The organism is Xanthomonas indica (assembly GCF_040529045.1).
In the GTDB taxonomy this organism is placed as follows: Bacteria; Pseudomonadota; Gammaproteobacteria; order Xanthomonadales; family Xanthomonadaceae; genus Xanthomonas_A; species Xanthomonas_A indica.
In genome coordinates this window covers 449,191-473,714 of record NZ_CP131914.1, presented here as the reverse complement: position 1 = coordinate 473,714, position 24,524 = coordinate 449,191, and the positions used below count along the sequence as shown (strand labels likewise).

Here is a 24,524-nt window from a genome sequence, read left to right as displayed (position 1 = left end):
CACGCATGCGTCTTCGCAGTGACAGCATCCAGCCGGGTCAGCCCATCGCCGCGACCTACGCGATGGGCCAGGCCGACGGCTTCGGCGGCAACCGCAACCCCCACCTGGCCTGGGACGCGGTGCCGGCCGGTACTCAATCCTTCGTGCTGTTGTGCGTCGATCCGGACGTGCCGACCGTGGCCGAGATGGTCGGCCGCGACGACGTGCAGATCCCGGTCGAACAACCGCGCACCGAATTCGTGCATTGGGTGGCGGTGGACCTGCCGGCCGACCTGCGCGAGATCGCCGAGGGCAGCGCCAGCGACGGCGTGGTGGCCAAGGGCAAGCGGCAACCGCCCGGCCTGGCGGGCGCGCGGCAGGGGTTGAACAGCTATACCGACTGGTTTGCCGGCGACGCGGCGATGGGCGGCGACTACCACGGCTACGACGGCCCGTATCCGCCGGCCAACGACCTGCGCGTGCACCGCTACTTCTTTCGCCTGTTCGCCCTGGACGTGACGCGGCTGGACGTCCCGGCACGCTTCACCGCCGCCGACGCCCTGCGCGCAATGCAGGGCCACGTGCTGGCCGAGGCCAGCCTGCATGGCACCTACAGCCTCAATCCAGCGGCGAAGTGAGCCATAAAGCCCCTCTCCCACCGGGAGAGGGGTTGGGGTGAGGGTCCGGCGCGCGCAGCGCCTCGCCAAACTGTCATTGCGCGGCTTCGCCCGTACCCTCATCCGCCCCTGCGGGGCACCTTCTCCCGGCGGGAGAAGGGAGAAGCCAAAGCCCCTCTCCACCGGGAGAGGGTTGGGGTGAGGGTCGGGCGCGCAGCGCCTAGCCGAACTGTCCTTACGAGCCTTCGCGCGTACCCTCATCCACCCCTGCGGGGCACCTTCTCCCGGCGGGAGAAGGGAGAAGCCAAAGCCCCTCTCCCACCGGGAGAGGGGTTGGGGTGAGGGTCGGCGCGCGCAGCGCCTAGCCGATCTGTCCTTACGAGCCTTCGCCCGTACCCTCATCCGCCCCTGCGGGGCACCTTCTCCCGGCGGGGAGAAGGGAGAAGCTAGAGCCCCTCTCCCACCGGGAGAGGGGTTGGGGTGAGGGTCGGGCGCGCGCAGCGCCTCGCAAACTGTCATTGCGCGGCTTCGCCCGCACCCTCATCCGCCCCTGCGGGGCACCTTCTCCTGGCGGGAGAAGGGAGAAGCTAGAGCCCCTCTCCCACCGGGAGAGGGGTTGGGGTGAGGGTCGGCGCGCGCAGCGCCTAGTGGACTCGACCCCTCACGCCGCCGGCAGCCACAGCAGCAGCGCCGCGCCCAGCACGATGCGGTACACCGCGAAGGCGGTGAAACGGTGCGACTTGATGTAGCCCAGCAGCCACTTCACCACCACGAAGCCGGTGACCATCGAGGCGACGAAGGCCAGCGCCACGTCGCCCCAGTTCTCGCTGCCCAGGCCGCCGTCCTTGTACAGCTCCAGGAACGAGTAGGCGCTGGCCGCGAACATGGTCGGGATGCCGACCAGGAAGGCGAACTCGGCCGCGGCCGAGCGCTTGCTCAGGCCCAGCAGCATCGCCAGGAAAATCGTCGCCGCCGACCGCGAGGTGCCGGGGAACACGCCCGCCACGACCTGCGCCAGGCCTACCGCGATGGCCACCGTCCAGGTCACCGTCTCGCGTTCGGGCAGGCGCGCGGCGAAGTACTCGGCCACCAGCATCCACACGCCGCCGATCACCAGCGCCCAGGCCACCGGCTGCACGCTGTCGGGCAACTGCCAGCCGGCCTTGCGCACCACCAGGCCGACCACCGCGGTCACCAGGAAGGCGGCGCCCAGCTTGAACGCATAGTCGCGGTTGGCGCGGTCGCCCAGGCCGGTGGCCAGGTCCCACAGGCGCTGCCGGAACACCAGGGTGGTGGCCAGGATCGCGCCAGCCTGGATCACGATGTTGAAGAAGTCCGAACGGTGGCCGAGCCAGCGCTCGGCGATCAACAGGTGCCCGGTGCTGGAGATGGGCAGGAATTCGGTCAGGCCTTCGATGATGCCCAGCAGCAGGGCCGACAACAGATCGCTCATGGAGGAGAGGGTCGCGTTTTGGGGGAGGGGGAAGCTGGGCAAGGATAGAGCATCCGCCTTGCGCACAAATTTGGTGCGTTCATCTGCAAATGCACCACTTAAGTGCAGTGCATTTGCATCGTTCGCGTGCACGCTTCAGCAGAATCAAGGGCTTGTGAGTGCCACACGCTTGGCATGGCGATTGCTGATACTCGCCCACGCCCTTCACAACCCGAGGTTGCATCGAATGTCTGCGGAAACTATTGAGAAGCTGGTCAAGGACAACAAGATCGAGTTCGTCGACCTGCGCTTCGTCGACATGCGCGGCGTGCAGCAGCACGTCACCTTCCCGGTCAGCATCATCGAGCCGGCGCTGTTCGAGGAAGGCAAGATGTTCGACGGCAGCTCGATCGCCGGCTGGAAGGGCATCAACGAGTCGGACATGGTCCTGCTGCCCGACGCCGACACCGCCTTCGTCGATCCGTTCATGGCCGATCCGACCCTGGTGCTGACCTGCGACATCCTCGACCCGGCCACCATGCAGAGCTACGGCCGCGACCCGCGCGGCGTGGCCAAGCGCGCCGAGGCCTACCTCAAGTCCAGCGGCATCGCCGACCAGGCGTTCTTCGGCCCGGAGCCGGAATTCTTCATCTTCGACGGCGTGCGCTTCGGCAACGAGATGGGCCACACCTTCTTCAAGATCGATTCGGAAGAAGCGGCCTGGAGCAGCGGCAGCAAGTTCGAAGGCGGCAACAGCGGCTACCGTCCGGCGGTCAAGGGCGGCTACTTCCCGGTGCCGCCGACCGACTCGCTGCAGGACCTGCGCGCCGAGATGTGCAAGACCCTGGAGCAGGTCGGCATCGAAGTCGAAGTGCACCACCACGAAGTGGCCACCGCCGGCCAGTGCGAGATCGGCACCAAGTTCAACTCGCTGGTGAAGAAGGCCGATGAACTGATGATGCTGAAGTACATCATCAAGAACGTCGCCTACCGCAACGGCAAGACCGCGACCTTCATGCCCAAGCCGATCGTCGGCGACAACGGCTCGGGCATGCACGTGCACCAGTCGCTGGCCAAGGGCGGCACCAACCTGTTCTCCGGCGACGGCTACGGCGGCCTGTCGCAGATGGCGCTGTGGTACATCGGCGGCATCTTCAAGCACGCCAAGGCGATCAACGCCTTCACCAACTCCGGCACCAACAGCTACAAGCGCCTGGTCCCGGGCTTCGAGGCGCCGGTGATGCTGGCCTACTCGGCGCGCAACCGTTCGGCCTCGTGCCGCATTCCGTGGGTGTCCAACCCGAAGGCGCGCCGCATCGAGATCCGTTTCCCGGATCCGCTGCAGTCCGGCTACCTGACCTTCGCCGCGCTGATGATGGCCGGCCTGGACGGCATCAAGAACCAGATCGACCCGGGCGCGCCCAGCGACAAGGATCTGTACGACCTGCCGCCGGAAGAGGAGAAGCAGATCCCGCAGGTGTGTTCCAGCCTCGACCAGGCGCTGGAAGCGCTGGATGCCGACCGCGAGTTCCTCAAGGCCGGCGGCGTGTTCACCGACGACTTCATCGACGGCTACATCGCGCTGAAGATGCAGGAAGTGACCAAGTTCCGTGCAGCCACGCACCCGCTGGAATACCAGCTGTACTACGCCAACTGAGTTCCACGCGCGGCGATGGCGAAGGCTTCCCCTCCCTCCTTCGCCATCGCCGCCACCTGCCCGGCTGGGGAGCCGCGCAGGTGGTCCGCGCCGCAGGTCGCGTCATCGATTGTCCAGGGGATGTACCGCGCAACAGAGCGCTTGCGTGCCGTGGGCCACGTTCCCTCCCACGTCGCCGTCGCCGCCGCACCTCGGGTGCGGTGGGCCACGGCGTGATCCACGGAACGCATCGCGCAGCAGTACCCGCACCGTTCGCGGTGCGGGCGATGGGTCCAGTGCCGGTCGGCCTTCGGCGGCCGGTTCCTTCCACCAACGGGGTATGCGCATGAAACTGATCACCGCCATCATCCGGCCATTCAAGCTCGACGAGGTCCGCGAGGCCTTGTCGCAGGCTGGGGTGTCCGGCATCACCGTCACCGAGGTCAAGGGCTTCGGTCGGCAGAAGGGCCACACCGAGTTGTATCGCGGTGCCGAATACGTCGTCGACTTCCTGCCCAAGATCAAGATCGAGACCGTGGTGACCGACGAACGTCTGGACGCCGTGGTCGAGGCGATCCAGGGCGCGGCCGGCACCGGCAAGATCGGCGACGGCAAGATCTTCGTCACCGCCATCGAGCAGGTCGTCCGCATCCGTACCGGCGAAATCGGCGCCGATGCGCTCTAACCCCACCTTGGAGCCCTTCATGAAGACAGGTCTGTTCGCCGGGTGGAAGGCCCGGTTCTACGCGGTATGCATGCTGATGCTGGTCAGCGCGATGGCGGTCGGCGTGCCCGGCAATGCCTTCGCCCAGGCCGAGGTCACCCCGGCGCCGACGCCGGACGTGGTCACCGAACAACTGACGCCGCCGCCCGCACCGGCGGCCGCGCCGGCCGCGGCCACGCCCGCGCCGGTGGTGGACAAGGGCGACGTCGCCTGGATGCTCACCTCCACGCTGCTGGTGCTGCTGATGGTGGTGCCCGGCCTGGCACTGTTCTACGGCGGCATGGTGCGCGCCAAGAACGTGCTGTCGGTGCTGATCCAGGTCGGCGTGGTGTTCTCGCTGATCGCGGTGCTGTGGGTGGTGTACGGCTACAGCCTGGCCTTCGCCGACGGCGGCCCGTTCATCGGCACGCTGCACAAGGCGCTGCTGGCCGGGGTCGACACCACCACGCTGGCCGACACCTTCTCCAAGGGCTTCAAGCTGCCGGAGTACGTGTTCGTCGCCTTCCAGCTGACCTTCGCCGGCATCACCGGCGCGCTGATCGTCGGCGCCTTCGCCGAGCGGGTGAAGTTCGCCGCGGTGCTGCTGTTCGTGGTCATCTGGTTCACCTTCGGCTACCTGCCGCTGGCGCACATGGTGTGGTCGGCCCCGGGCTTCCTGTTCGGCAAGGGCGCGCTGGACTTCGCCGGCGGCACCGTGGTCCACATCAACGCCGGCGTGGCCGGCCTGGTCGGTTCCTACTTCGTCGGCAAGCGCCTGGGCTTCGGCCACACCGCGCTGAAGCCGCACAACGTGACCCTGACCTTCGTCGGCGCCTCGCTGCTGTGGGTGGGCTGGTTCGGCTTCAACGCCGGCTCGGCGCTGGAAGCCAATGCCACCGCGGCGCTGGCCTTCCTCAACACCCTGCTGGCCACCGCCGCGGCGGTGCTGGCCTGGTCGCTGACCGAGAAGGTGGTCAAGGGCAAGTCCTCGGCGCTGGGCGTGGCCTCGGGCATGGTCGCCGGCCTGGTCGGCATCACCCCGGCTGCCGGTACCGTGGGGCCGTTCGGCGCCATCGCGATCGGCGTGGCCGCCGGCGTGATCTGCGTGTGGGGCGTGACCGGGCTGAAGAAGCTGCTCAATGCCGACGACACCCTCGACGTGTTCGGCGTGCACGGCGTCGGCGGCATCGTCGGTGCGATCCTCACCGGCGTGTTCACCGACAAGGCGCTGGGCGGCATGGGCTACGCCGAGGGCGTGACCATGGGCCACCAGGTGCTGGTGCAGGCCGAAGGCGTGCTGATCACCGTCGGCTGGATCGGCGTGGTCTCGGTGGTCGGCTTCCTGATCGCCAAGCTGGTGGTCGGCCTGCGCGTGCCGGAAGACGCCGAGCGCGAGGGTCTGGACATCACCTCGCATGGTGAATCCGCCTACGAGTCCTGAGGTTCGCCGGCCCGCGGCGGCGGTCGCGGGCCTTGTCGCAGCGCGTGTGGCCGGTGCTGGTGGCCGGCCCTCGCGACCGCGGCCTTCGCCGGCGCTTCCTGGGGGGAAGCGCCGGCCATTCTCAAAAGATCGAGGTATTCCGCGTGGCCATTCGCCTCGCCACACCCCCGGCTTTCCGCAAGAGTCCTGGCTGCGTCGTGATGCAAGGCCGGGGAGCAGTGCCCACCGGTCCGCAGGCGGCCGCCCGCCGCGCCGCCCGCAAGGGCAGGGGCCGCGCCATGCGCCGCATGCCCGTGTCGCCTGCCTGGCTTTGCACTACATTGGTGCAATGGCCATGAACACCACGCCGCCCCCACTTTCCGCACTCGGTACCCCGGTGGTCTGGGCCGATGCCGACGGCCGCCTGCGTGGCGCCAACCCCGCCTTCGCGCGCTGGCTCGGGGTCAGCGTGCGGCGCCTGCTCGACCAGCCGCTGGCCTCGCTGGAAGTGCAGGGCGATGCGCTGGCGCGGTTCCTGCGCAACGACGAGCGCGACGTGCTGCGCCTGCACCGCATGGCCCTGGCCGTGCCCGGCGAGCCCCCGCGCTTCGCCGAGGGCTGGCTGTCGCGGCTGGACGACGGCGGCTGGCTGCTGGAAGCGCATCCGGTCGACGAATTCCCCACGCTGGACCCGGCGCAGGCCCTGCCGAACGCGCTCAGCGCGGCGCTGAAGGGCCTGGCCCATGAGTTGCGCAATCCGCTGGCCGGGCTCAAGGGCGCGGCCCAGCTGCTGGCGCGCCGCGCCCAGCACCGCGACGAGGACGAGCGCGAACTGATCGAACTGATCGGCGCGGAGATCGAGCGCCTCAACAGCTTGCTCGACCAGTTGCTGTCGCCGGCGCCGGCGCGCCCGCACGCCATGCTCAACATCCACGCGGTGCTGGAGCGGGTGCTGCGCCTGGCCGAGAACGAAGGCGGCTGGTCGGTGCGCCTGCAGCGCGACTACGACCCCAGCATCCCCGAATTCCTCGGCGATGCCGACCGCCTCACCCAGGCGGTGTGGAACCTGGTGCGCAACGCGATCCAGGCCGGCGCCGCGCAGGTGACCCTGCGCACCCGCGTCGAGCACGGCCAGCGCATCGGCGACCGCGTGCATGCGCGCGGCCTGCGCCTGGAGATCGTCGACGACGGCCGTGGCGTGCCCGAGGAACTGGCCGAGCACCTGTTCCTGCCGCTGGTCAGCGGCCGCGCCGAGGGCAGCGGCCTGGGCCTGGCGCTGGCCCAGCAGGTGGCGCGCGAGCATGCCGGCTCGCTGACCTACCGCTCCCGCCCCGGCCACACCGTGTTCACCCTGCTGCTGCCGCAGCGCGCAGCGGACACCGATTAGGAGCACTGCGATGACCGATTCCCTGCAAGGAACGCAACGTATCTGGGTGGTCGACGACGACCGTTCGGTGCGCTTCGTGCTGTCCACCGCGCTGCGCGACGCCGGCTACAGCGTGGACGGCTTCGACAGTGCCGCCGCCGCGCTGCAGGCACTGGCGCAGCGGCCCATGCCCGACCTGCTGTTCACCGACGTGCGCATGCCCGGCGACGACGGCCTGGTGCTGCTGGACAAGCTCAAGGCCGCGCATCCGCAACTGCCGGTGATCGTGATGTCGGCCTACACCGACGTGGCCAGCACCGCCGGCGCGTTCCGCGGCGGCGCCCACGAGTTCCTGTCCAAGCCGTTCGACCTGGACGACGCGGTGGCGCTGGCCGCGCGCGCGCTGCCCGATGCCGGCAGCGCCATCGCCGCGACGCCGGCAGTGGCGCCGGCCGGGCAGGGCAGTACCGAACTGATCGGCGACACCCCGGCGATGCGCGCGCTGTTCCGCGCCATCGGCCGGCTGGCGCAGGCGCCGCTGTCGGTGCTGATCAACGGCGAGACCGGCACCGGCAAGGAATTGGTCGCGCACGCGCTGCACACCGAGTCGCCGCGCGCGCGCAAGCCGTTCGTCGCGCTCAACACCGCCGCGATCCCGGCCGAACTGCTGGAGAGCGAACTGTTCGGCCACGAGGCCGGCGCGTTCACCGGCGCCCAGCGCCGCCACATCGGCCGCTTCGAGCAGGCCGACGGCGGCACCCTGTTCCTCGACGAGATCGGCGACATGCCGCTGCCGTTGCAGACCCGGCTGCTGCGCGTGCTGGCCGAGAACGAATTCTTCCGCGTCGGCGGGCGCGAACTGATCCGGGTCGACGTGCGGGTGATCGCCGCCACCCACCAGGACCTGGAAGCGCTGGTCGAACAGGGCCGCTTCCGCGCCGACCTGCTGCACCGGCTGGACGTGGTGCGGCTGCAGTTGCCGCCGCTGCGCGAGCGCCGCGCCGACGTGCCGCAACTGGCCGAGAACTTCCTGGCGATGGCCGCACGCAAGCTCGACACCCCGCCCAAGCGGCTGGCGCCGGCGGCGCTGGACGCACTGCGCGCCTATCCGTGGCCGGGCAACGTGCGCGAGCTGGAGAACGTGTGCTGGCGCCTGGCGGCGCTGGCGCCGGCGGAGATCATCGACGCCGGCGACGTCGAGGCTGCCCTGCTGCGCGGCGGCCGCCGCGAACGCAGCGGCGACGGCGGCGAGTGGGACGCGCAGCTGTCGGCCTGGGCGCAGCAGCGCCTGTCCGACGGCGCCGAAGGCCTGCACGCCGAGGCCCGCGAGCGCTTCGACAAGGCACTGCTGGAAGTGGCGCTGCGCTTCACCCAGGGCCGCCGCGCCGAGGCCGCCGCCCGCCTGGGCGTGGGCCGCAACACCGTCACCCGCAAGCTGGGGCCCGGGCGCCGGCGGCGCTGAAGCGCGGGATTGGGGATTGGGGATTGGGGATTCGCAACGGCGAGGTCCCCTTGGGCGGGCGGGTGTCGCCCGCTGCATGGGAGACGCGCTGCGGCATGGCGCCAAAGGCCACTGCGCCGAACCGAATAGCACCAGGCTCTTGCGAATCCCGACTCCCGAATCCCGGCTCTCGACAGCCGCAGGCTGGTCATCCCGACTCCCGACTCCCGACTCCCGACTCCCGACTCCCGACTCCCGAATCCCGAATCCCGAATCCCGAATCCCCAATCCCCAATCCCCAATCCCGACTCCCGAATCCCGGCCGGTTAGACTGCGCGCCGTGCGCCTTCATGAGGTCTGCACGGCTGCCCCTCTAGTTTCGCCCTGCCACAGGAGTCGATGTCGATGCGTTATGGATTGCCCCTCGCCGCGAGCGCCTTGTTGATGCTGGCCGCGTGCAGCAGCGCGCCGCCCAAGGCGCCGCCGCCGCCGCCCAAGGCCCCGCCGTTGCCGAGCGCCGGCACCGTGCGGCAGGCGCAGGCCGTATTGGCACCGGCCTCCGGCAGCCTGGTCAGCGGCAAGCTGTCGCTGGTCGCCGCGCCCGGCGGCGTGCGCATCACCGGCACGCTCGGCGGCCTGCAGCCCAACCGCAGCTTCGCCTTCCATGTACATGAGCGCGGCGACTGCAGCGCGGCCGACGCCAGCAGCGCCGGCGGCCACTTCAATCCGCTCGGTGCCCCGCACGGCCGCGCCGGCAACGGCCCGCACCACGCCGGCGACATGGACAACCTCAACGCCAATGCCGACGGCACCGCGCAGATCGACGTGCTGCTGCACGGCGTGGTGCTCGGCGGCGGCGCGGCCAACGACATCGTCGGCCGCGCGCTGGTGGCGCATGCCGATCCGGACGACTACCGCAGCCAACCGGCCGGCAATGCCGGCGCGCGCGTGGCCTGCGGCGTGATCCGCCCGCTGCGCTGACCCCGCATCGCTACTTCCGCCCGGGTCCGCCTGGGAGGTCCGTCCGCATTCCGCGGCTCTGCAACGAAGGAGAACCCCATGCGTCGTACCCTTCCCAGTCTGCTGTTCCTGGCCACCACCCTGGCGCTGAGCGCCTGCAAGCGCGAGGAACCGGCGGCCACGCCGGCGCCGACCCCGGAACCTGCCGCCGCTCCCGCGGCCAGCGCGCCACCGGCCGCCGCCAATGCCACCGGCAGCGCCAGCGCCTCGCTCAGCCCGACCCAGGGCAACGAAGTGGCCGGCGAGGTCAAGTTCACCACCGTCGACGGCGCCGTGCACGTCACCGGCACCATTACCGGGCTCAAGCCCAACAGCGAGCACGGCTTCCATATCCATGAGTTCGGCGACTGCAGCGCGCCCGACGGCAGCAGCGCCGGCGGCCACTTCAACCCGGCCAAGACCGAGCACGGCCAGGTCGGCAGCGATCCGCACCACGGCGGCGACATGCCCAACCTCAAGGCCGACGCCGAGGGCAAGGCGACCATCGATGCGGCGGTGTCCAACAACGTCAACATCGGCAAGGGCGACGGCTTCGACATCCTCAACCACGCGGTGATCGTCCACGCCGACCCGGACGACTACAAGAGCCAGCCCACCGGCAACGCCGGCGGCCGTCTGGCGTGCGGCGTGATCAAGGGCGACGCCGCGGCCGCGCCGGCGCAGTAAGCGCCCGCTGTATGACGTTCTCATGGCGGCGTCCGCGTTGCGGGCGCCGCCATGTCTTCCGCTTCCTGAATGTGGACGTGCCTGATCGGCGCGGATATCAGGCAAACGGCTCCAGTCGCGACGGATCGCGGCTGGATGCCGCAGAGCGGCGGCGTGCGTCGGGGTCAGCGACGATGTGATTCCGCCAGTTGCCGACGGACCTGCATCAGGGCGAAGCCCAGCAGATTCTCGCCCTGCCACGTCGTGGGATCGGCGGCGCGCGGGTCGTCCGCCGCCAGGCCGATGCCCCAGATCCGGTCGACCGGACTGGCTTCGACCAGCACCCTGTCGCCGGTCTCGAGCAGGACGGTTTTCAGCGCCGCGTGTTGGCCGAACTTGCCCAGGTTGCCCGCGATGACCAACTGCATGCGGGCGTCGCGCCAGGTAGATTCATCGAAACCCTGGATCTCCCGCCCGATCGCCTTGACCTCGCCCGGGTGCGCTGCGGCCAGAATGCGGGCACAGGCGGCGTGATCGCCAAATAGCCGCGCCTTGCCGGCCATCATGTAATGCTCGGCGGTGGGGTAAGTCACCGAATCGAGCACGAAGGGCGCCTCGAACCATTGGCTGAAGCAACTGCGGTCGATGGCGCCGGGCTGTTTCGGCGTATGCCCCCAGAAGTGGACGAACTTGAGGTGTTCGCCGGCTTGCTGACGTGCGCACAGCGCTTCCACGGTCAACACGGTGTGCATGGATGTCCCCACTGGAAATCAAGTTCGTCTGCACTGCTGCAACCCCGCGGTGCCAGGGCAGCGCCGCGGATGCTGCGACATGCCGTTGCGGCCGACTGTTGCCGCGTCACCCGGCATCGCGTTCTCTCTGCAACGCGCGTGCGCCCGGAGGCCATCGCTGGCGCGCTTGCTCCGGTCGGGCGGTGGCCAGCCAGTGGAGGTGCCGACGCGGCTCAGGCCGCCAGCAACGCCTGCTTGGCGTCCTGCCCGCTCTCGCAATGCACGTACAGCACCGGCAGGCCATGGGCCTCCAGCACCGCGGCCAGTTGCCGCTGCCGGGCCAGGTACTGCTCGTAGACCCGCTGCAGGCGCTCGCAGTCCTGGCGGTCGTAGGCGTAGTGGGCGCACCAGCTGGCCGGATCGAACAGGGCCATGCGCACCTCGCCGTCGCGATAGCGCAGCAGCGGCTCGGGCGGGGTCTGCAGCCATTCCTCCTGGTCCGGCGCCAGCAGCGCGGTCTCGATCAGTGGCCACAGCGGTGCCAGGCCCTGGTTGTCGTACTGCATCGACATCATCGCCGCCAGGTCGTTGCCGGTCAGGTAGCGGGCGTGTTCGATCTCCGCGCCGAAGCCCTGCTGCGCAAGCAGCGCGGTGTCGGCCTGGGCCATGCCCTGCGCCAGCAGCACTTCTTCCAGCGCCGCAGCCACCGCCTGCACGGTGTCGTCGGGGCCGCTGAGCAGGAACGGCACGATCCGCAGCGCGCCGCCGCGCAGGCCGCTATCGGCCTGGAACGGCAGCGGCACGCTGCCGTCCGCATCGGTGCCGAAGGCCAGCAGCCGCGGGCCGTCATTGCGGCCGGGCGCGCGGGCCGCGAGTTCCTCCAGGCGCCGGTGCAGCGGCCAGCCCGGGCGCAGCGCTTCGGCCGGGTCGAAATGCGCGCCGGCCAGGCTCAGCTCCAGCTCGCGCACCGCCGGTACCAGCTGCGCCAGGTCGCGGCCGACCTTCTCGGCCAGCTCGGCGGCCTGAGTGTGCGGCAGCGCCGGATGCGTCGGTTCGCGCCCGGAGGACAGTTCCAGGGCGATCACCCCGCGGGCGTGGCTGTTGGCGAAGGCTTGGGTCATGGGATTGGCGGTTGGCCCGTCGCGGGCGCATAGCTACACTCGCTTCATTATGCCTGCGCTAACGTGCAGGCCATGTCCCCGACTCCCCTCGCGCGAGGTAATCCCATGCCAGCAGCCCGTCCCGTCGCCATTCTCGGCGGCGTCCGCATTCCGTTTTGCCGGCAGAACACGGCGTATGCGGATGTCGGGAACCTCGGCATGTCGGTGCGCACGCTGGGCGCGCTGGTCGAGCGTTACGGGCTGCACGGGCAGCAGCTGGGCGAAGTGGCCATGGGCGCGGTGATCAAGCATTCCAGCGACTGGAACCTGGGCCGCGAGGCCGCGCTGTCCTCCGGGCTGTCGCCGCTGACCCCGGGCATCACCCTGCAGCGCGCCTGCGGCACCAGCCTGGACAGCATCATCACCGTGGCCAACAAGATCGCGCTGGGGCAGATCGAGTCGGGCATCGGCGGCGGCTCGGACACCACCTCCGAGGTGCCGATCGTCTACGGCAAGAAGCTGCGCGCCCGGCTGCTGGCGGCCAACCGCGCCAAGAGCGCCGGCGACAAGCTGCGCGCGCTGACCCGCGGCTTCAAGTTCGCCGAGCTCAAGCCCGAGTTCCCCGGCGTGGCCGAGCCGCGCACCGGCAAGAGCATGGGCGACCACTGCGAAGACATGGCCAAGCAGTGGAACATCTCGCGCGATTCGCAGGACGCCTGGGCGGTGTCCTCGCACAAGAAGCTGGCCGCCGCCTACGAGCGCGGCTTCTTCGCCGACCTGATCGCGCCGTTCCGCGGCGTGGAGCGCGACAACATCCTGCGCGCCGACACCTCGCTGGAGAAACTGGCCACGCTGAAGCCGGCGTTCGACAAGGTCAGCGGCCGCGGCACCCTGACCGCGGCCAACTCGACCCCGCTGACCGATGGTGCCGCGGCGGTGCTGCTCGCCTCCGAAGACTGGGCGCAGGCGCACGGCCACGTGCCGATGGCCTACCTGCGCGATGCGCAGGTGTCGGCGGTGGATTTCGTGCACGGCGAAGGCCTGCTGATGGCGCCGACCATCGCGGTGCCGGAGATGCTCAAGCGCCATGGCCTGCGCCTGCAGGACTTCGACATCTACGAAATCCACGAGGCCTTTGCCGCGCAGGTGCTGTGCACCCTGCGGGCCTGGGAGAGCGAAGACTACTGCCGCACCCGGCTGGGCCTGGACGCGCCGCTGGGGCAGATCGACCCGGCCAAGATCAACCCGCTGGGCTCGTCGCTGGCCACCGGTCACCCGTTCGCCGCGACCGGCGCGCGCATCGTCGCCACCGTCGCCAAGCAACTGGTCGAACGCGGCGGCGGCCGCGCGCTGATCTCGATCTGCACCGCCGGCGGCATGGGTGTGGTGGCGATCGTCGAACGCTGAGCCTGGCCGCGCGTGTGCACGCACGCGTGCGACCGCCCCCCGCTGGGGACGCGCCCTGCTGGCGCGACCACCTGGCTTTGCGCCGCCGGCGCTGACCGCCCTGCATGTGCCGCGCTACCATGCCACCGATTCGCCTGCGCCATGCGGGCGACACCGCGCGCAGGGGGCGCAGGCCATGACCGAGCAGGGCAGTTTCAATCCGTACCAGGCGCCAAGCGTCGCCACTTCGCCCGGCCTGCCGCCGCCGCTGCCGGGCGAGACGCTGTGGCGCGACGGCAACGAGGTGCTGTGCCTGCGCGACGCGCCGTTCCCGCCGCATTGCGTGAAGTGCGGAGCGGCACTGCGTGCCGACGAACTGAAGAAGCGCACGTTCTACTGGCACGCCCCGGGCTGGTACCTGCTGATCCTGGTGAGCATCCTGATCTATGCGATCGCGGCACTGGTCGCGCGCAAGCGCAGCAGCCACGTGCTCGGGATGTGCGCGACGCATCGCCGCCGGCGCAACCGCTTCATCCTGCTGAGCGCCGGTGCCTTCCTGGTGGGTCCGCTGCTGGGTTTGGCCGTCGGAGGCGAGGGCGGGTTCTGGTTGGGAGGCGCCGTGTTTCTGGTCATGCTGATCTGGGGCATGTTCGGCGCGCGCATCCTGGTGCCGCGGCGCATGGACGAGCGCCATGCGCGCTACAAGGGCCTGGCGCCCGAGTTCCTGTCGCGCCTGCCGGCGCTGCCGCCGGCCTTGCGGCGCTGAGCGGGTGGACGGGTCAGTGCTACCGTCGGATCGGTGAGCGCCGCGCGGCTGGCACGGCCACACGACGATCATCGCTGAATCCCGCCGGGCTTTCGGGATCTCGCCGGCCGCGCAGCGGTACCGGCGCGATGCGCGCGTGCTCTTGCGTCGGTGATGCCTGAGACGCGCTTCGCCGCGGATCAGCGCCAGGTAACCTTGTCTCGTAGGCAGGCTCTGAGCGTCTCCCTGACAACGACAGGAAGCATCCTGTAGGAGCGGCTTCAGCCGCGACCGGGGGTTCCTGGGAATGCCCGGTCGCGGCTGAAGCCGCTCCTACGGGGCAAACGGCATTCTGCGCAACGTGGCAAAAGCCGGCGATCGGCGCTGCCGGTTAGCCACGTGGGGCAGTCGCGGTCGCGCGTCGCGGCCGAGCCCAAACAGGGGCCACCAAGCCGCGCCTACTCCCGCGTTCGTCCCGGACTCAGTCCTCCAGCCTCGGAAACCCATGCGCGTCGCGGCGCTCGGTGCCATCCGGATCCGGCGCGATCGGGGTGACCGGGGCGACCGGTTCGGGCAGCGGCTGCGCCGGTTCGCCACGCCGCACGCGCAGCGCATTGGCGTAGCAGCGCTGCGCCGCGAGCATGTCGCCAGCGTCGGCATGGCCGTCGCCGAACACTTCCCAGGCCTCGGCACCGGCGCCGAGCGCCAGCGCGCGATGCAGGAATTCCTCGGCCTGCGGCCACTGCTGCTGATGCCGGGCCAGGCGCGCCAGGGTCAGCAGCAGCGACGGGCTGTCCGGGTGCGCCTGCAGCCAGCGCTGTGCACTGGCGCGGCGCGAATCGTACTTTTCCACCGGCAGGCGTCCGTACAGCGCGGCCAGGCCTTCGTCCCAGCGCGTGTCCAGCGCCTGCTCCAGGCTGCGCAGCGCCGCATCGTCCCAGCGCAGCGCCGCCGCGCGCACCGCATAGGCGGCCACGACGGCCGGCTCGCTGCGCAGCGACTTGGGCAGGCTTTCCCAGCGCTCGGCCAGGGCATTGGCATCGCCGGCCTGGTCCAGCGAGGCCGCGGCCAGGCGTGTCTCCAGCGTGGCGATCGCCTCCAGCGGCAAGGCCTGCTGCTGGCGGATCGCGCCGAGCTGGCCGTAGGCCTCGCCGGCGCGGCCGATGCGGGCCAGCGCCTCGGTGCGCAGCAACAGGCCGCGCGGCGGCAGCGGCTGCGCCGCGGCTACGTCCAGCGCGTTGATCGCATCGACCGGGCGCTGCTGCTCCAGGTGCAGTTCGGCCTGCAGCAGCGCGTGCGCGGCAGCATCGCGTTCGGCCAGGCGCCGCAGGTGGCGCTCGGTCGCTTCGCGGTCGCCGCGCGCATCGGCCGCGCGCGCAGCGGCGATCAGCGCGATGGCGCTGACCTCGGGATCTTCGGCGGCGGCGTTGAGTTGCTTCTCGGCCCGCGTCCACTGGCCGGCGTGGGCGGCAGCCAGACCGTCGAGCAGGCGCGCGCGCGACTGCTTGCGGCGGCGCCGGCCCCAGGCGCGGAACGGGAAACTGAGCACGTTCCACACCAGCCACAGCGCCAGGAACGCGATCACCAGCAGCAGCGAGGCCTGCGGCAGCGAGGCGATGTAGTCGGTGCCGCCGACGCGCACGATCACCTCTCCCAGCTGGCGGACCTGGTCCTGCCCCAGCCATTGCGCACCGATCACGCCCAGCGCGATGACGATCAACAGCACGATCAGGGAACGAAGCGATTTCATGACGGGCTCCTTGCGTCGCGCATCGCGCGCAACTGCTGCAGGGTGGTTCCGAGTTCGGGAATGGTCGGGCGCAGATCGGCGTTGGCCAGGGTGCGCAGCGCGGCGCGGCGTTCGCGCAACTGCGGCGATTCCGGCCACAGCCGCGACAGCCAGCGCCCGGCGCCGGCCAGTGCGCTGCGATAGCCGCGCGTGTCGCCGCGCTCCAGCGCCGCGCGCGCCAGGGTCAGGTCGAGCTGCAGCGCATCGTGGGCGGCCACGCGCTCCGATCCGGCGGCCAGCACGCCGCCCTGCGAGGGACGGATCTTCACCAGCGGCGCCAGCAGGCGCTGCCACAGCGGCTGTTGCGCGTTCTCCGGCAATTGCGTCGGCAGGGCGGCGAGGCTGGCGGAAAACGCATCCAGCTGCGCCGCCAGGCGCGCCTGCGGGCCGTCGCCCAGCGCATCCAGGGCGGTGCGTTCCTGCAACAGCGCCTGGCGCAGGTTGAGGAACTGCGGATCGTCGATGCCGTCCAGCACGCCGCTGGCCAGGGCGTAGGCGCGGCGCGCGCCGACCGCGTCGCCGGCCAGCAGCAAGCGCTGCTGGCCCTGGTTGAGCAGCAACTCGACCTCGTCCAGGCGCAGCGCCTGCGCGCCGTGGCGGTTGGAATCGGCGAGCTTGGCGACATTGGCTTCCAGCAGCGCGCTGCGCTGGCTCAGGCCGAGCATTTCGTCGCGCAGCACGCGGTTGGTGCTGGCCGCGTCCTGCAGCCGCTGCGCGGTGGCGCGCTGGTCGCGACGCAGGCTGTCCTGGGCCTGCTGCAACGCCTGCAACTGCTGCTGCAGGTCCGATTGCTGGGCCAGTTCGCGCGCGCTGCGCGCCTGCCACCAGTCCCAGCCACGCCAGCCGGCGAACGCCAACGCGGCCAGCGTGGCGAGTACCAGCAGCAACCAGATCCAGCGTGTGGAACGGCGAGGCGTGATCGGGATTTCGTCGGTCATCGGCAGCGTCCTGGGGGGCCGTCGCCCGTCGCGAGCAAGGCGGCGGGTGGCGCGGCACCGCCGGAGCATGGCGTGAGCGGCACTGCGGCCGCAACCCGGGCGCTGGCCCGCGTTCAGCGAGGTGGCGAGCGCGTCACGATCGCGACCGCGGCGGCCACCAGTTGTTGCGGCATCGGTCCGGCCGCCTGCACCACCTCGGTAAATCCCAGGTCTCTCGCCAGCGCCGCCAGACGCGCGCTGGCGGCGACGACGGGGCGCATGCGCCAGGCCCGTGCCAATTCGTCGGGCAACTGCGCCAGCAGCTGGTGCAGCGCCTCGCCGCTGCTCAAGGCCAGCACCCCGGGCGGCGCTGCGCGCAGGCGGGCGAGGTCGGCCGGGCGCAACGGCACCGGTTCGCGGACATACACGTCGGCGCGCAGCAGCGGGGTGCCGCGTGCGTGCAGGTGCGCGGCGATCAGGCCGCGGCCACCGGGCGCGGTGACCAGGCCCACCGGCAGGTCCGGTGCGGCCAGTTCCGGCAGCGCCAGCAGGCCGTCGCTGTCCATCCGCGCCGGCGTCGCCACCTCGGCGATGCCGTGCTGGCGCAACGCGCGCGCCGTGCCTGCCCCCACCGCCAGCCAGCACTGCCCAGGGCGTGCCGCCAGCGGCTGCAGCGCCGCCGCCGCGCGCACCGCCGCCGGGCTGCTGACGATGACCCGCGGTGCGGCCAATGCCGCGGCCAGGGCCGCACGCGTGGCGGGATCGGCGCGCGGCTGCAGCCGCCACGGCGACACCGCCAGCACGCGCCCGCCGCAGCGCGCCGCGGCCCGCCGCAGCGGCGCGTGCTCGCCCTGCGGGCGCAGCGAGATCAGGGTCCAGGCCGGGGCGGCGGTTGCATGCGCGCTCATGCCAGGCATTATGCGAGCCCCCACCGGCAGCACAATCGCACCATGGCAGCGGATCTTTCCTTCGAGGCGTTCCTGCAGCAGCTGCAACGCCAGTTCCAGGCCATGCCGCCGGTGGCGGCGCTGCAGGTCGCCGTGCACGCCTATGCCGACCGGCGCCTGCATGTGGTCGCGCCGCTGGCGGCCAACATCAACGACAAGGGCAATGCCTTCGGCGGCAGCCTGGGATCGGTGATGACCCTGGCCGGCTGGGGGCTGGTCAACTGCGAGCTGCACCGCGCCGGGCTGCAGGCCGACGTCTACGTCGCCGACAGCCAGGTGCGCTACCTGGCGCCGCTCTACGCCGATCTGCACGCCCAGGCCAATGCCGACACGGAAGGCGACTGGGACGTATTCGTGCACACCTTCCGCCAGCGCGGCCGCGCCCGCATCGGCATCCAGGCCCAGGTCGGCGCGCCCGGTGCGGCGGCGGCGGCGACCCTGGGCGGTCGCTTCGTGGCCATCGCCAAAGGGTAGGATGCGCGGATCGCGCGCCCCGCGCGCCACCACCTGGACGCCGCCATGCCTTCGATGTTCCGCGCGCTCGCGCTGCTGTTGCTGCTGGGCTGGACCGGCGCGGCCGTGGCCGGCAGCCGCGCGCAACAGCGCAAGCTCGACGACCTGCAGACCGCCTACGCCGCCGCGGTGCGCTGGAGCGAGTTCGAAACCGCCTGGCAGGCGGTGGATCCGGCCTACCGCCAGGCGCACCCGCTGACCGATCTGCAGCTGGAGCGCTACCGGCAGATCCAGGTCTCCTCCTACAAGGTCGGCGGCGGCGCGGTCGGCGAGGGCGAGGCGCTGCGCGAGATCGAGCTGGGCGTGATCAACCGCAATACCCAGGCCGAGCGCATCGTCCGCTACCGCGAGCGCTGGCGCTGGGATCCCGAGGCCAAGACCTGGTGGCTGCAGGACGGCCTGCCGGACCTGTGGAACGGCCAGTAGCGCGGTCGCCGAGCTGTGCGACAATCGGCGCCCGCTTCCCGCCCCCGAGTCCCGTGAACTTCGAAGAACTGCTGGCCTTCGCCGGCCGCAACCCGATGCTGGCCCTGGCCCTGGTGGGCCTCACCATCGCCCTGATCGTCACCGAAGTGGCGCGCCTGTTCCGTGGCTACAAGAGCCTGCGGCCGGCCGAGCTGACCCGCCTGATCAACGCCGGCAATGCGGTGCTGGTCGACCTGTCGGCCTCGGCCGATTTCGAGAAGGGCCACATCGCCGGCAGCCGCAACGCCACCGCCAGCCAGTTCGGCCCCGAGCACAAGCTGGTGGCCAACGCCAAGGCGCAGCCGGTGGTGCTGGTCTGCCGTACCGGCACCACCGCCGACGGCGCCGCCAAGCAGTTGAAGAAGGCCGGCTTCGAGCAGGTCTACGTGCTGGAGGGCGGCATCGCCGCCTGGCAGCAGGCCGAGCTGCCGCTGGTCAAGGGCCGCTGAGACACCGCGCCCGGCCGGCCCCCGAGGGGCGCGGCCGGCGTGTGATAATCCCGTTTCTTTCTGTTACCGAATCCACCGGAGTCAAGCAATGTCCGACGTCACCAACAACGGCGCCGCGGCGCCGGCCGAAGCCGCGGCCGGTCCCGCTTTCACCATCGAGAAGATCTACGTCAAGGACGTGTCCTTCGAGTCCCCCAACGCGCCGTCGGTGTTCAACGACAACGCGCAGCCGGAACTGCAGCTCAACCTCAACCAGCGCGTGCAGCAGCTCAACGAGCAGGCCTTCGAAGTGGTGCTGGCCGTGACCCTGACCTGCACCGCCGGCGGCAAGACCGCCTACGTGGCCGAAGTGCAGCAGGCCGGCGTGTTCGGCCTGGTCGGCCTGGACCCGCAGGCGGTGGACGTGCTGCTCGGCACCCAGTGCCCGAGCATCCTGTTCCCGTACGTGCGTTCGCTGGTCAGCGACCTGATCCAGGCTGGCGGCTTCCCGCCGTTCTTCCTGCAGCCGATCAACTTCGAGGCCCTGTACGCCGAGACCCTGCGCCAGCGCGCGCAGCAGGGCGAGGGCCAGTCGCTGGCCGATTCGGAGCCGGCCGGCAACGCCTGAGCGCGTCCGCCGTTGCGCATGCGCGATAACGCCAAGAAGAAGATCGCCGTTCTCGGCGCCGGCTCCTGGGGCACGGCGCTGGCGTCGCTGACCGCACGGCACGGGTATCCGACCGTGCTGTGGGGGCGCGATGCCGTGGTCGCCGAGGCCATCGGGCAGCGTCACGAAAACCCGCGCTACCTGCCGGGGATCGCGCTGCCGGAGGGCCTGCAGGCCACCACCGACCTGGCCGCGGCCATCGACGGCGCCGACTGGATCCTGGTGGTGGTGCCGTCGCATGCGTTCACCGACACCCTGCGCCAGCTGGCGCCGCTGCGCCCGGCGCAGGCCGGCGTGGCCTGGGCCACCAAGGGCTTCGAGCCCGGGTCGGGGCGTTTCCTGCACGAAGTGGCGCAGGAGATCCTGGGCGAGGACGTCCCGCTGGCGGTGGTGACCGGCCCGTCCTTCGCCAAGGAAGTGGCCCTGGACCTGCCCACCGCGGTGACCGTGCACGGCGATGCCGCCTTCGCGCAGCAGGTCGCCGACGCCATGCACGGCCCGACCTTCCGCGCCTACACCGGCGACGACATGGTCGGCGCCGAACTGGGCGGGGCGATGAAGAACGTGCTCGCAGTGGCCACCGGCGTGGCCGACGGCATGGAGCTGGGCCTCAACGCCCGCGCCGGCCTGATCACCCGCGGCCTCAACGAGATGCTGCGGCTGGCCGCGGCGATCGGCGCCAAGCCGGAGACCCTGATGGGCCTGGCCGGGCTGGGCGATCTGGTGCTGACCTGCACCGGCGACCTGTCGCGCAACCGCCGGCTGGGCCTGGCGCTGGGCCGTGGGCAGCCCTTGCAGGAGGCGGTCCGCGCGATCGGCCAGGTGGTCGAGTCGGTGCAGACCGCCGACGAGGTGATGCGCCAGGCCGAGCGCCACGGCATCGACCTGCCGATCTCCAACGCGGTGCGCGCGGTCCTGCACGGCGAACTGACCCCGGCGGTCGGCCTGCAGCAGTTGCTGGCGCGCGAGCAGAAGCCCGAGTACCCGACCACCCTGTTCAGTTGATCCGGCCAGCTGCCGGAAACGCGAACGCCCGGCCTGGCCGGGCGTTTTCGTTTCCGACGCCGGCGCGCCATTGGTATCCGGCGCGGCCAGGCAAAAAAAAGCCCGGTCGTTGGACCGGGCCTTCCGAGCCGCGCGCGGCGGGAGAGAGAGACGACGCGCGCGGCGCTAGGCAACGCTTACCAGCTGAAGCGCGGGCCGACGAACCATTCCTTGTCGCCGTGGCGGTCCATCTTCAGGTCGGCGCTCAGGCCCCAGTTCTGGTTCAGCTTGGCCTGGGCACCCAGACGGCCGTAGAACTGGCCTTCCGGATTGATGCCGTCCTTCTTCGCGTAGTCTTCGTAGCCGCCCAGTGCATAGACTTCCAGGTACGGGTTGAACGCGGTGCGGATACCCGCTTCGGCGCTCCAGCCGTTGAACTTGGTGCCGTATTCCGGGTCGAAACGGTTGTAGGCCACGCGGGTCACCAGGTCGGTGCTGGTCGCGATCTCGTGGTTGTAACCGGCGCCGATGCGCCACTGGTCAACGCGCACGTCGCCGAAATCGGTCTTCTGGCGGTTGAAGTCGCCGAACACGCTGAAGTTCGGGTGGAACGCGTAGGAACCCTTGACAGCCCAGCCGTCGGCGTCGCCGCCGCTAGCGTCGGTCTTGACGTAGCCGCCCTCGACATAGTTGTAGGAAAGGCCTTCGGCAGCCGAAGCGGCGAACGGCAGGGTGGCCAGGAGGCCGAGAGCAAGCAGAGAGGTCTTCATAATCGGGTACCTTCGTTATTAGGTTTTGTCGGCGCTGAGGCGTGGGGCCGTTCGCTGCCGATATGTAAATTATCCGTTAGCGACCCGAACTCGCCCTGAATCCCGAACTGACTAGTACATAAATTAAACGCCCTGTTCAGGAACGGCGGTGCGCTGCCGGGATGCAGTTCACACCGCTCTGCGAGCGCTGCCGGCAGGCAGTTGATGATCCTCATCCACAGCGTGGTTCTGCACGTGGTCCAGGTGCGCCGGATCAGCACGGCCTGGCTGGGGCGCGCCACGGCGCGGCAAGATCCGGCCCTGCAGGCTCGAGGTCACCGGAGCTGTGCCTCGCGTTGCCGGGGGGAGCGCGGATGCCCTCGTGCCTCCGTCGTCCTCTACAACGCGGCGAGTTTCTCGATCGCATCGCGTACGCGCTGCCTGTCCATGGGCACGACCGAGCGGTGGATCGTCGCGCCTTCGATGAAGGCGTCGATGGCGGCGGACGCCACGGTGGAGAAATGCGTTTCCAGCGCCGCCCGGCTCCGGGCCATCCACTGCTGCATGATCGCGGTCATCTCCGGATGCCGGCGGGCGAAGGCATACAGCTCGTAGCTCAGCAGCAGCACCCGCGGCGAGGCCGTTGCCTCGGCGAAGATGATGTTCACCACCGCGTCCAAGGCCTGCGCGTGGCTCTGCGCGGCGCGGATTTCGGCGGCGAAGTCGGTGGATACCTTCTGGGAAAACCGGGTGAACGCGGCCACCAGCAACGCGTGCATGGAGCTGAAGTAGTAGGTGGTGGCGCTGAGCGGAACGCCGGCTTCCTCGGCGACCTTGCGGAAGGTGGTGCCCGCGACGCCGTGGTTCAGGACCACCCGCAGGGCGGCCTGCTCGATCGCGTCCTTCCGGTGCGGATCCTGCCGCCAGGTCCTGCCGCTCATGCCTGCCCAACGCTGTTTTCGACGAGCGCCGATGATCGCAGTTCGCGGTTGACACCTCAATTGGTACGGATGTACAAATTCGCCGATGAGGTCGACCAAGGCCATCGCCGCGATGGCGCCTCGAAAACAGCGACGCGAGGAGCACGGCGATGGCCAATACCGGGGAGCGGGACGTGGATATCGTTCGCCGCGCGACGCTGGGCGGGCTCGCCGCCGGCGGTGTCGTGCTGGCCACCGGGGCGCCTGCCGCCAGGGCGCGCGCTGCGCCAGCGTCCGGTTGGGAGGCCGGCACCTGGCTCAACGCGCCCAAGGTCCATCGGCTCCTGCCCGGCGGCGTGCTCGAGGTCGTCACCGACAAGGGCACCGATTTCTGGCGCGAAACCCACTACGGGTTCACCCGGGACAGCGGACATTTCCTCGGCATCGCCGCGCCCGCGCGCTTCACTTGCCAGTTGCGCATCCGTGGGAACTTCGAACAGCTCTACGATCAGGCCGGCCTCATGGTCCGGATCGACGCGCGCCGTTGGGTCAAGGCTGGCATCGAACTGAGCGACGGCCGGCCGATGCTCAGCAGCGTGTTGACCGATGGCCGCTCGGACTGGGCCACCGGCCCGTACGAAGCCGACGCCTCGGATTTCTGGATGCGTGCCACCGTGGACAAGGGCGTGCTGCGCCTGCAGGTCTCGCGCGACGGCAAGTACTGGCCGCTGGTGCGGCTGTGCCCGTTCCCCGTGGCGTCCTCCTACCTCGTCGGCCCGATGACGTGCACGCCGGAACGCGAGGGATTGAAGGTCCGCTTCTCCGATTGGAGCCTGGGGCCGGTGCTCGGCAAGGACCTGCACGACCTGTCCTGACCCGCGCTAACGCCCTCGCGGTTCGCGTCTCGGCGGCGCCGCTGGTGCTCAGTCGGCGCCGGGGAATCCCAGTTGCCGCCAGGCCTCGAACACGACCACCGCCACCGCGTTGGACAGGTTGAGGCTGCGGTTGTGTGGCTGCATCGGCAGGCGCAGGCGCTGCGCGTCGGGCACCTGCTCCAGCACGGCGTCCGGCAGGCCGCGGGTTTCCGGGCCGAACAGGAAGGCGTCGCCGTCGGCGAAGGCGGGCGTGTCGTAGCGGGTGCTGCTGCGGGTGCTGAGGGCGAACAGGCGGCGGGGGGCGATGGCCTGCAGGGCCGCTTCCAGCGATGCGTGGACCTGCAGTCGGGCGTATTCGTGGTAGTCCAGGCCGGCGCGCTTGAGCTGGCGGTCGCCGAGGTCGAAGCCCAGCGGCTCGATCAGGTGCAATTGCGCGCCGGTATTGGCGCAGAGGCGGATGACGTTGCCCGTGTTGGGTGGAATCTCCGGCTGGTACAGCAGAACGTGCAGCGTTGGGGTGGCGATCATCGGCGCAGTGTACGCGCCGGCGCGGCGGGCTTGGGGCGGGTTCAGCGCACCAGGCCGACCGCCAGGTCCTGGCCCAGCTTCTGCAGGCTCGGCTGCAGCTGCAGCATCGCGGTGTCCAGCGTCTGGCCGACCACGTCGCCGATCGCCAGCATGCTGCCCATGTCCGCGTCCGGACGCACCTGCACGGTGGCCAGGGTCACCACGTGCTGGCCGGCGGCCTGTTCCATGTCGCGTTCGGCCAGCTGCTCGGCCGACGGGCGCACCTGCACCGCGGCCAGAGTGGCGATGTGGCTGGACAGTTCGGCCTCGCGCTGGGCGATCTGCTCGGCGGAGGGACGCACCTGCACGGCGGCGAGGGTGGCGATGCCGCTGGTCTGCTCGACATTGCGCTGGGCGATCTGTTCGGCCGACGGACGCACCTGCACGGTGTCCAGGGTGGCGATCTGCGTGGCGGCGAAGGACGGGGCGGCGAACAGGGCGGCGATGGCGGCGGTCAGGAGCAGGGTGGTGGTTTTCATGGC

At 70.5% G+C, this 24,524-nt stretch carries 26 protein-coding genes; 16 read left to right on the top strand and 10 right to left on the bottom strand.

The genetic code is table 11. The features are described 5' to 3' along the window. Positions 1 to 5: 5 nt before the first annotated feature. Positions 6 to 617: a YbhB/YbcL family Raf kinase inhibitor-like protein gene (locus tag Q7W82_RS02085; RefSeq protein WP_242159100.1), complete on the top strand. Its 612-nt coding sequence runs from the start codon at positions 6 to 8 to the stop codon at positions 615 to 617. A 640-nt stretch (positions 618 to 1,257) separates the two neighbouring features. On the opposite strand, the gene Q7W82_RS02080 is transcribed toward Q7W82_RS02085, so the two are convergent. Further along, positions 1,258 to 2,049: an undecaprenyl-diphosphate phosphatase gene (locus Q7W82_RS02080; RefSeq protein ID WP_010341074.1), complete on the bottom strand. Its 792-nt coding sequence runs from the start codon at positions 2,047 to 2,049 to the stop codon at positions 1,258 to 1,260. A 226-nt stretch (positions 2,050 to 2,275) separates the two neighbouring features. Between Q7W82_RS02080 and glnA the strand changes: the two genes are divergently transcribed. The 7 genes from glnA to Q7W82_RS02045 all read left to right on the top strand — a co-directional run bounded on the left by glnA (position 2,276) and on the right by Q7W82_RS02045 (position 10,280). Beyond that, on the top strand, positions 2,276 to 3,685 hold the full coding sequence (glnA, locus tag Q7W82_RS02075) for a type I glutamate--ammonia ligase (protein ID WP_242159101.1): 1,410 nt from the start codon (positions 2,276 to 2,278) through the stop codon (positions 3,683 to 3,685). A 325-nt stretch (positions 3,686 to 4,010) separates the two neighbouring features. Then, positions 4,011 to 4,349: a P-II family nitrogen regulator gene (locus Q7W82_RS02070; protein ID WP_010341076.1), complete on the top strand. Its 339-nt coding sequence runs from the start codon at positions 4,011 to 4,013 to the stop codon at positions 4,347 to 4,349. A gap of 19 nt (positions 4,350 to 4,368) precedes the next feature. Beyond that, positions 4,369 to 5,808 carry an ammonium transporter gene (gene amt / locus Q7W82_RS02065; protein ID WP_242159102.1) on the top strand — a complete coding sequence of 480 codons (1,440 nt, stop codon included), beginning with the start codon at positions 4,369 to 4,371 and terminating at the stop codon, positions 5,806 to 5,808. Between the two features lie 328 nt (positions 5,809 to 6,136). After that, positions 6,137 to 7,174, top strand: a complete 1,038-nt coding sequence (locus tag Q7W82_RS02060) for an ATP-binding protein (protein WP_184502828.1) — start codon at positions 6,137 to 6,139, stop codon at positions 7,172 to 7,174. 10 nt (positions 7,175 to 7,184) lie between these two features. Further along, on the top strand, positions 7,185 to 8,615 hold the full coding sequence (gene ntrC, locus Q7W82_RS02055; protein ID WP_242159103.1) for a nitrogen regulation protein NR(I): 1,431 nt from the start codon (positions 7,185 to 7,187) through the stop codon (positions 8,613 to 8,615). Between the two features lie 384 nt (positions 8,616 to 8,999). Then, positions 9,000 to 9,575 carry a superoxide dismutase family protein gene (locus Q7W82_RS02050; RefSeq protein WP_242159104.1) on the top strand — a complete coding sequence of 192 codons (576 nt, stop codon included), beginning with the start codon at positions 9,000 to 9,002 and terminating at the stop codon, positions 9,573 to 9,575. Positions 9,576 to 9,653: 78 nt separating this feature from the next. Further along, positions 9,654 to 10,280, top strand: coding sequence for a superoxide dismutase family protein (locus Q7W82_RS02045; RefSeq protein ID WP_242159105.1), 627 nt, complete (start codon positions 9,654 to 9,656; stop codon positions 10,278 to 10,280). A gap of 164 nt (positions 10,281 to 10,444) precedes the next feature. On the opposite strand, the gene Q7W82_RS02040 is transcribed toward Q7W82_RS02045, so the two are convergent. Further along, positions 10,445 to 11,011, bottom strand: coding sequence for an NADAR family protein (locus tag Q7W82_RS02040; RefSeq protein ID WP_242159106.1), 567 nt, complete (start codon positions 11,009 to 11,011; stop codon positions 10,445 to 10,447). Positions 11,012 to 11,223: 212 nt separating this feature from the next. Continuing rightward, positions 11,224 to 12,111, bottom strand: coding sequence for a hypothetical protein (locus Q7W82_RS02035; protein ID WP_242159107.1), 888 nt, complete (start codon positions 12,109 to 12,111; stop codon positions 11,224 to 11,226). A 105-nt stretch (positions 12,112 to 12,216) separates the two neighbouring features. Here Q7W82_RS02035 and Q7W82_RS02030 point away from each other — a divergent pair, with 105 nt between their 5' ends. Beyond that, entirely contained in the window at positions 12,217 to 13,497 is a 1,281-nt protein-coding gene (locus Q7W82_RS02030) for an acetyl-CoA C-acetyltransferase (protein WP_160947905.1), read from the top strand. A gap of 175 nt (positions 13,498 to 13,672) precedes the next feature. Beyond that, the gene (locus Q7W82_RS02025; RefSeq protein WP_242159108.1) at positions 13,673 to 14,242 is read left to right on the top strand and encodes a hypothetical protein; all 570 of its coding nucleotides are present in this window, start codon (positions 13,673 to 13,675) and stop codon (positions 14,240 to 14,242) included. Positions 14,243 to 14,702: 460 nt separating this feature from the next. Here the strand turns inward: Q7W82_RS02025 and Q7W82_RS02020 are convergent, their stop codons facing one another. From Q7W82_RS02020 to Q7W82_RS02010, 3 genes are all read right to left on the bottom strand, one after another. After that, a complete protein-coding gene (locus tag Q7W82_RS02020) occupies positions 14,703 to 15,971 on the bottom strand; it encodes a heme biosynthesis HemY N-terminal domain-containing protein (protein ID WP_242159109.1) in 1,269 nt (422 codons plus the stop codon). Continuing rightward, positions 15,968 to 16,948: a uroporphyrinogen-III C-methyltransferase gene (locus Q7W82_RS02015; protein WP_242159110.1), complete on the bottom strand. Its 981-nt coding sequence runs from the start codon at positions 16,946 to 16,948 to the stop codon at positions 15,968 to 15,970. The genes Q7W82_RS02020 and Q7W82_RS02015 overlap by 4 nt, the downstream gene beginning before the upstream one ends. A 113-nt stretch (positions 16,949 to 17,061) precedes the next feature. Beyond that, a complete protein-coding gene (locus tag Q7W82_RS02010) occupies positions 17,062 to 17,844 on the bottom strand; it encodes a uroporphyrinogen-III synthase (RefSeq protein WP_242159111.1) in 783 nt (260 codons plus the stop codon). A 33-nt stretch (positions 17,845 to 17,877) separates the two neighbouring features. On the opposite strand from Q7W82_RS02010, the gene Q7W82_RS02005 reads away from it, so the two are divergent. From Q7W82_RS02005 to Q7W82_RS01985, 5 genes are all read left to right on the top strand, one after another. Then, entirely contained in the window at positions 17,878 to 18,348 is a 471-nt protein-coding gene (locus tag Q7W82_RS02005; protein ID WP_242159112.1) for a YiiD C-terminal domain-containing protein, read from the top strand. A 45-nt stretch (positions 18,349 to 18,393) separates the two neighbouring features. Further along, positions 18,394 to 18,813, top strand: a complete 420-nt coding sequence (locus Q7W82_RS02000; protein ID WP_242159113.1) for a hypothetical protein — start codon at positions 18,394 to 18,396, stop codon at positions 18,811 to 18,813. A 53-nt stretch (positions 18,814 to 18,866) separates the two neighbouring features. Further along, on the top strand, positions 18,867 to 19,301 hold the full coding sequence (locus tag Q7W82_RS01995) for a rhodanese-like domain-containing protein (protein WP_019797227.1): 435 nt from the start codon (positions 18,867 to 18,869) through the stop codon (positions 19,299 to 19,301). Positions 19,302 to 19,389: 88 nt separating this feature from the next. Beyond that, positions 19,390 to 19,908 carry a protein-export chaperone SecB gene (gene secB / locus Q7W82_RS01990; protein ID WP_160947900.1) on the top strand — a complete coding sequence of 173 codons (519 nt, stop codon included), beginning with the start codon at positions 19,390 to 19,392 and terminating at the stop codon, positions 19,906 to 19,908. A gap of 18 nt (positions 19,909 to 19,926) precedes the next feature. Then, positions 19,927 to 20,952, top strand: a complete 1,026-nt coding sequence (locus Q7W82_RS01985) for an NAD(P)H-dependent glycerol-3-phosphate dehydrogenase (RefSeq protein WP_242159114.1) — start codon at positions 19,927 to 19,929, stop codon at positions 20,950 to 20,952. A 176-nt stretch (positions 20,953 to 21,128) separates the two neighbouring features. On the opposite strand, the gene Q7W82_RS01980 is transcribed toward Q7W82_RS01985, so the two are convergent. Together Q7W82_RS01980 and Q7W82_RS01975 are read right to left on the bottom strand one after the other, a co-directional pair. Beyond that, complete coding sequence (locus tag Q7W82_RS01980) at positions 21,129 to 21,701, bottom strand: Ax21 family protein (protein ID WP_010340063.1); 573 nt, start codon at positions 21,699 to 21,701, stop codon at positions 21,129 to 21,131. 377 nt (positions 21,702 to 22,078) lie between these two features. Further along, a complete protein-coding gene (locus Q7W82_RS01975) occupies positions 22,079 to 22,726 on the bottom strand; it encodes a TetR family transcriptional regulator (RefSeq protein ID WP_242159115.1) in 648 nt (215 codons plus the stop codon). Between the two features lie 44 nt (positions 22,727 to 22,770). On the opposite strand from Q7W82_RS01975, the gene Q7W82_RS01970 reads away from it, so the two are divergent. Beyond that, positions 22,771 to 23,475, top strand: coding sequence for a DUF1349 domain-containing protein (locus Q7W82_RS01970; protein ID WP_242159116.1), 705 nt, complete (start codon positions 22,771 to 22,773; stop codon positions 23,473 to 23,475). 48 nt (positions 23,476 to 23,523) lie between these two features. Here the strand turns inward: Q7W82_RS01970 and trmL are convergent, their stop codons facing one another. Further along, positions 23,524 to 24,003 carry a tRNA (uridine(34)/cytosine(34)/5-carboxymethylaminomethyluridine(34)-2'-O)-methyltransferase TrmL gene (trmL, locus tag Q7W82_RS01965; protein WP_160964652.1) on the bottom strand — a complete coding sequence of 160 codons (480 nt, stop codon included), beginning with the start codon at positions 24,001 to 24,003 and terminating at the stop codon, positions 23,524 to 23,526. 41 nt (positions 24,004 to 24,044) lie between these two features. Further along, a complete protein-coding gene (locus Q7W82_RS01960) occupies positions 24,045 to 24,521 on the bottom strand; it encodes a hypothetical protein (RefSeq protein ID WP_242159117.1) in 477 nt (158 codons plus the stop codon). Positions 24,522 to 24,524 lie beyond the last annotated feature (3 nt).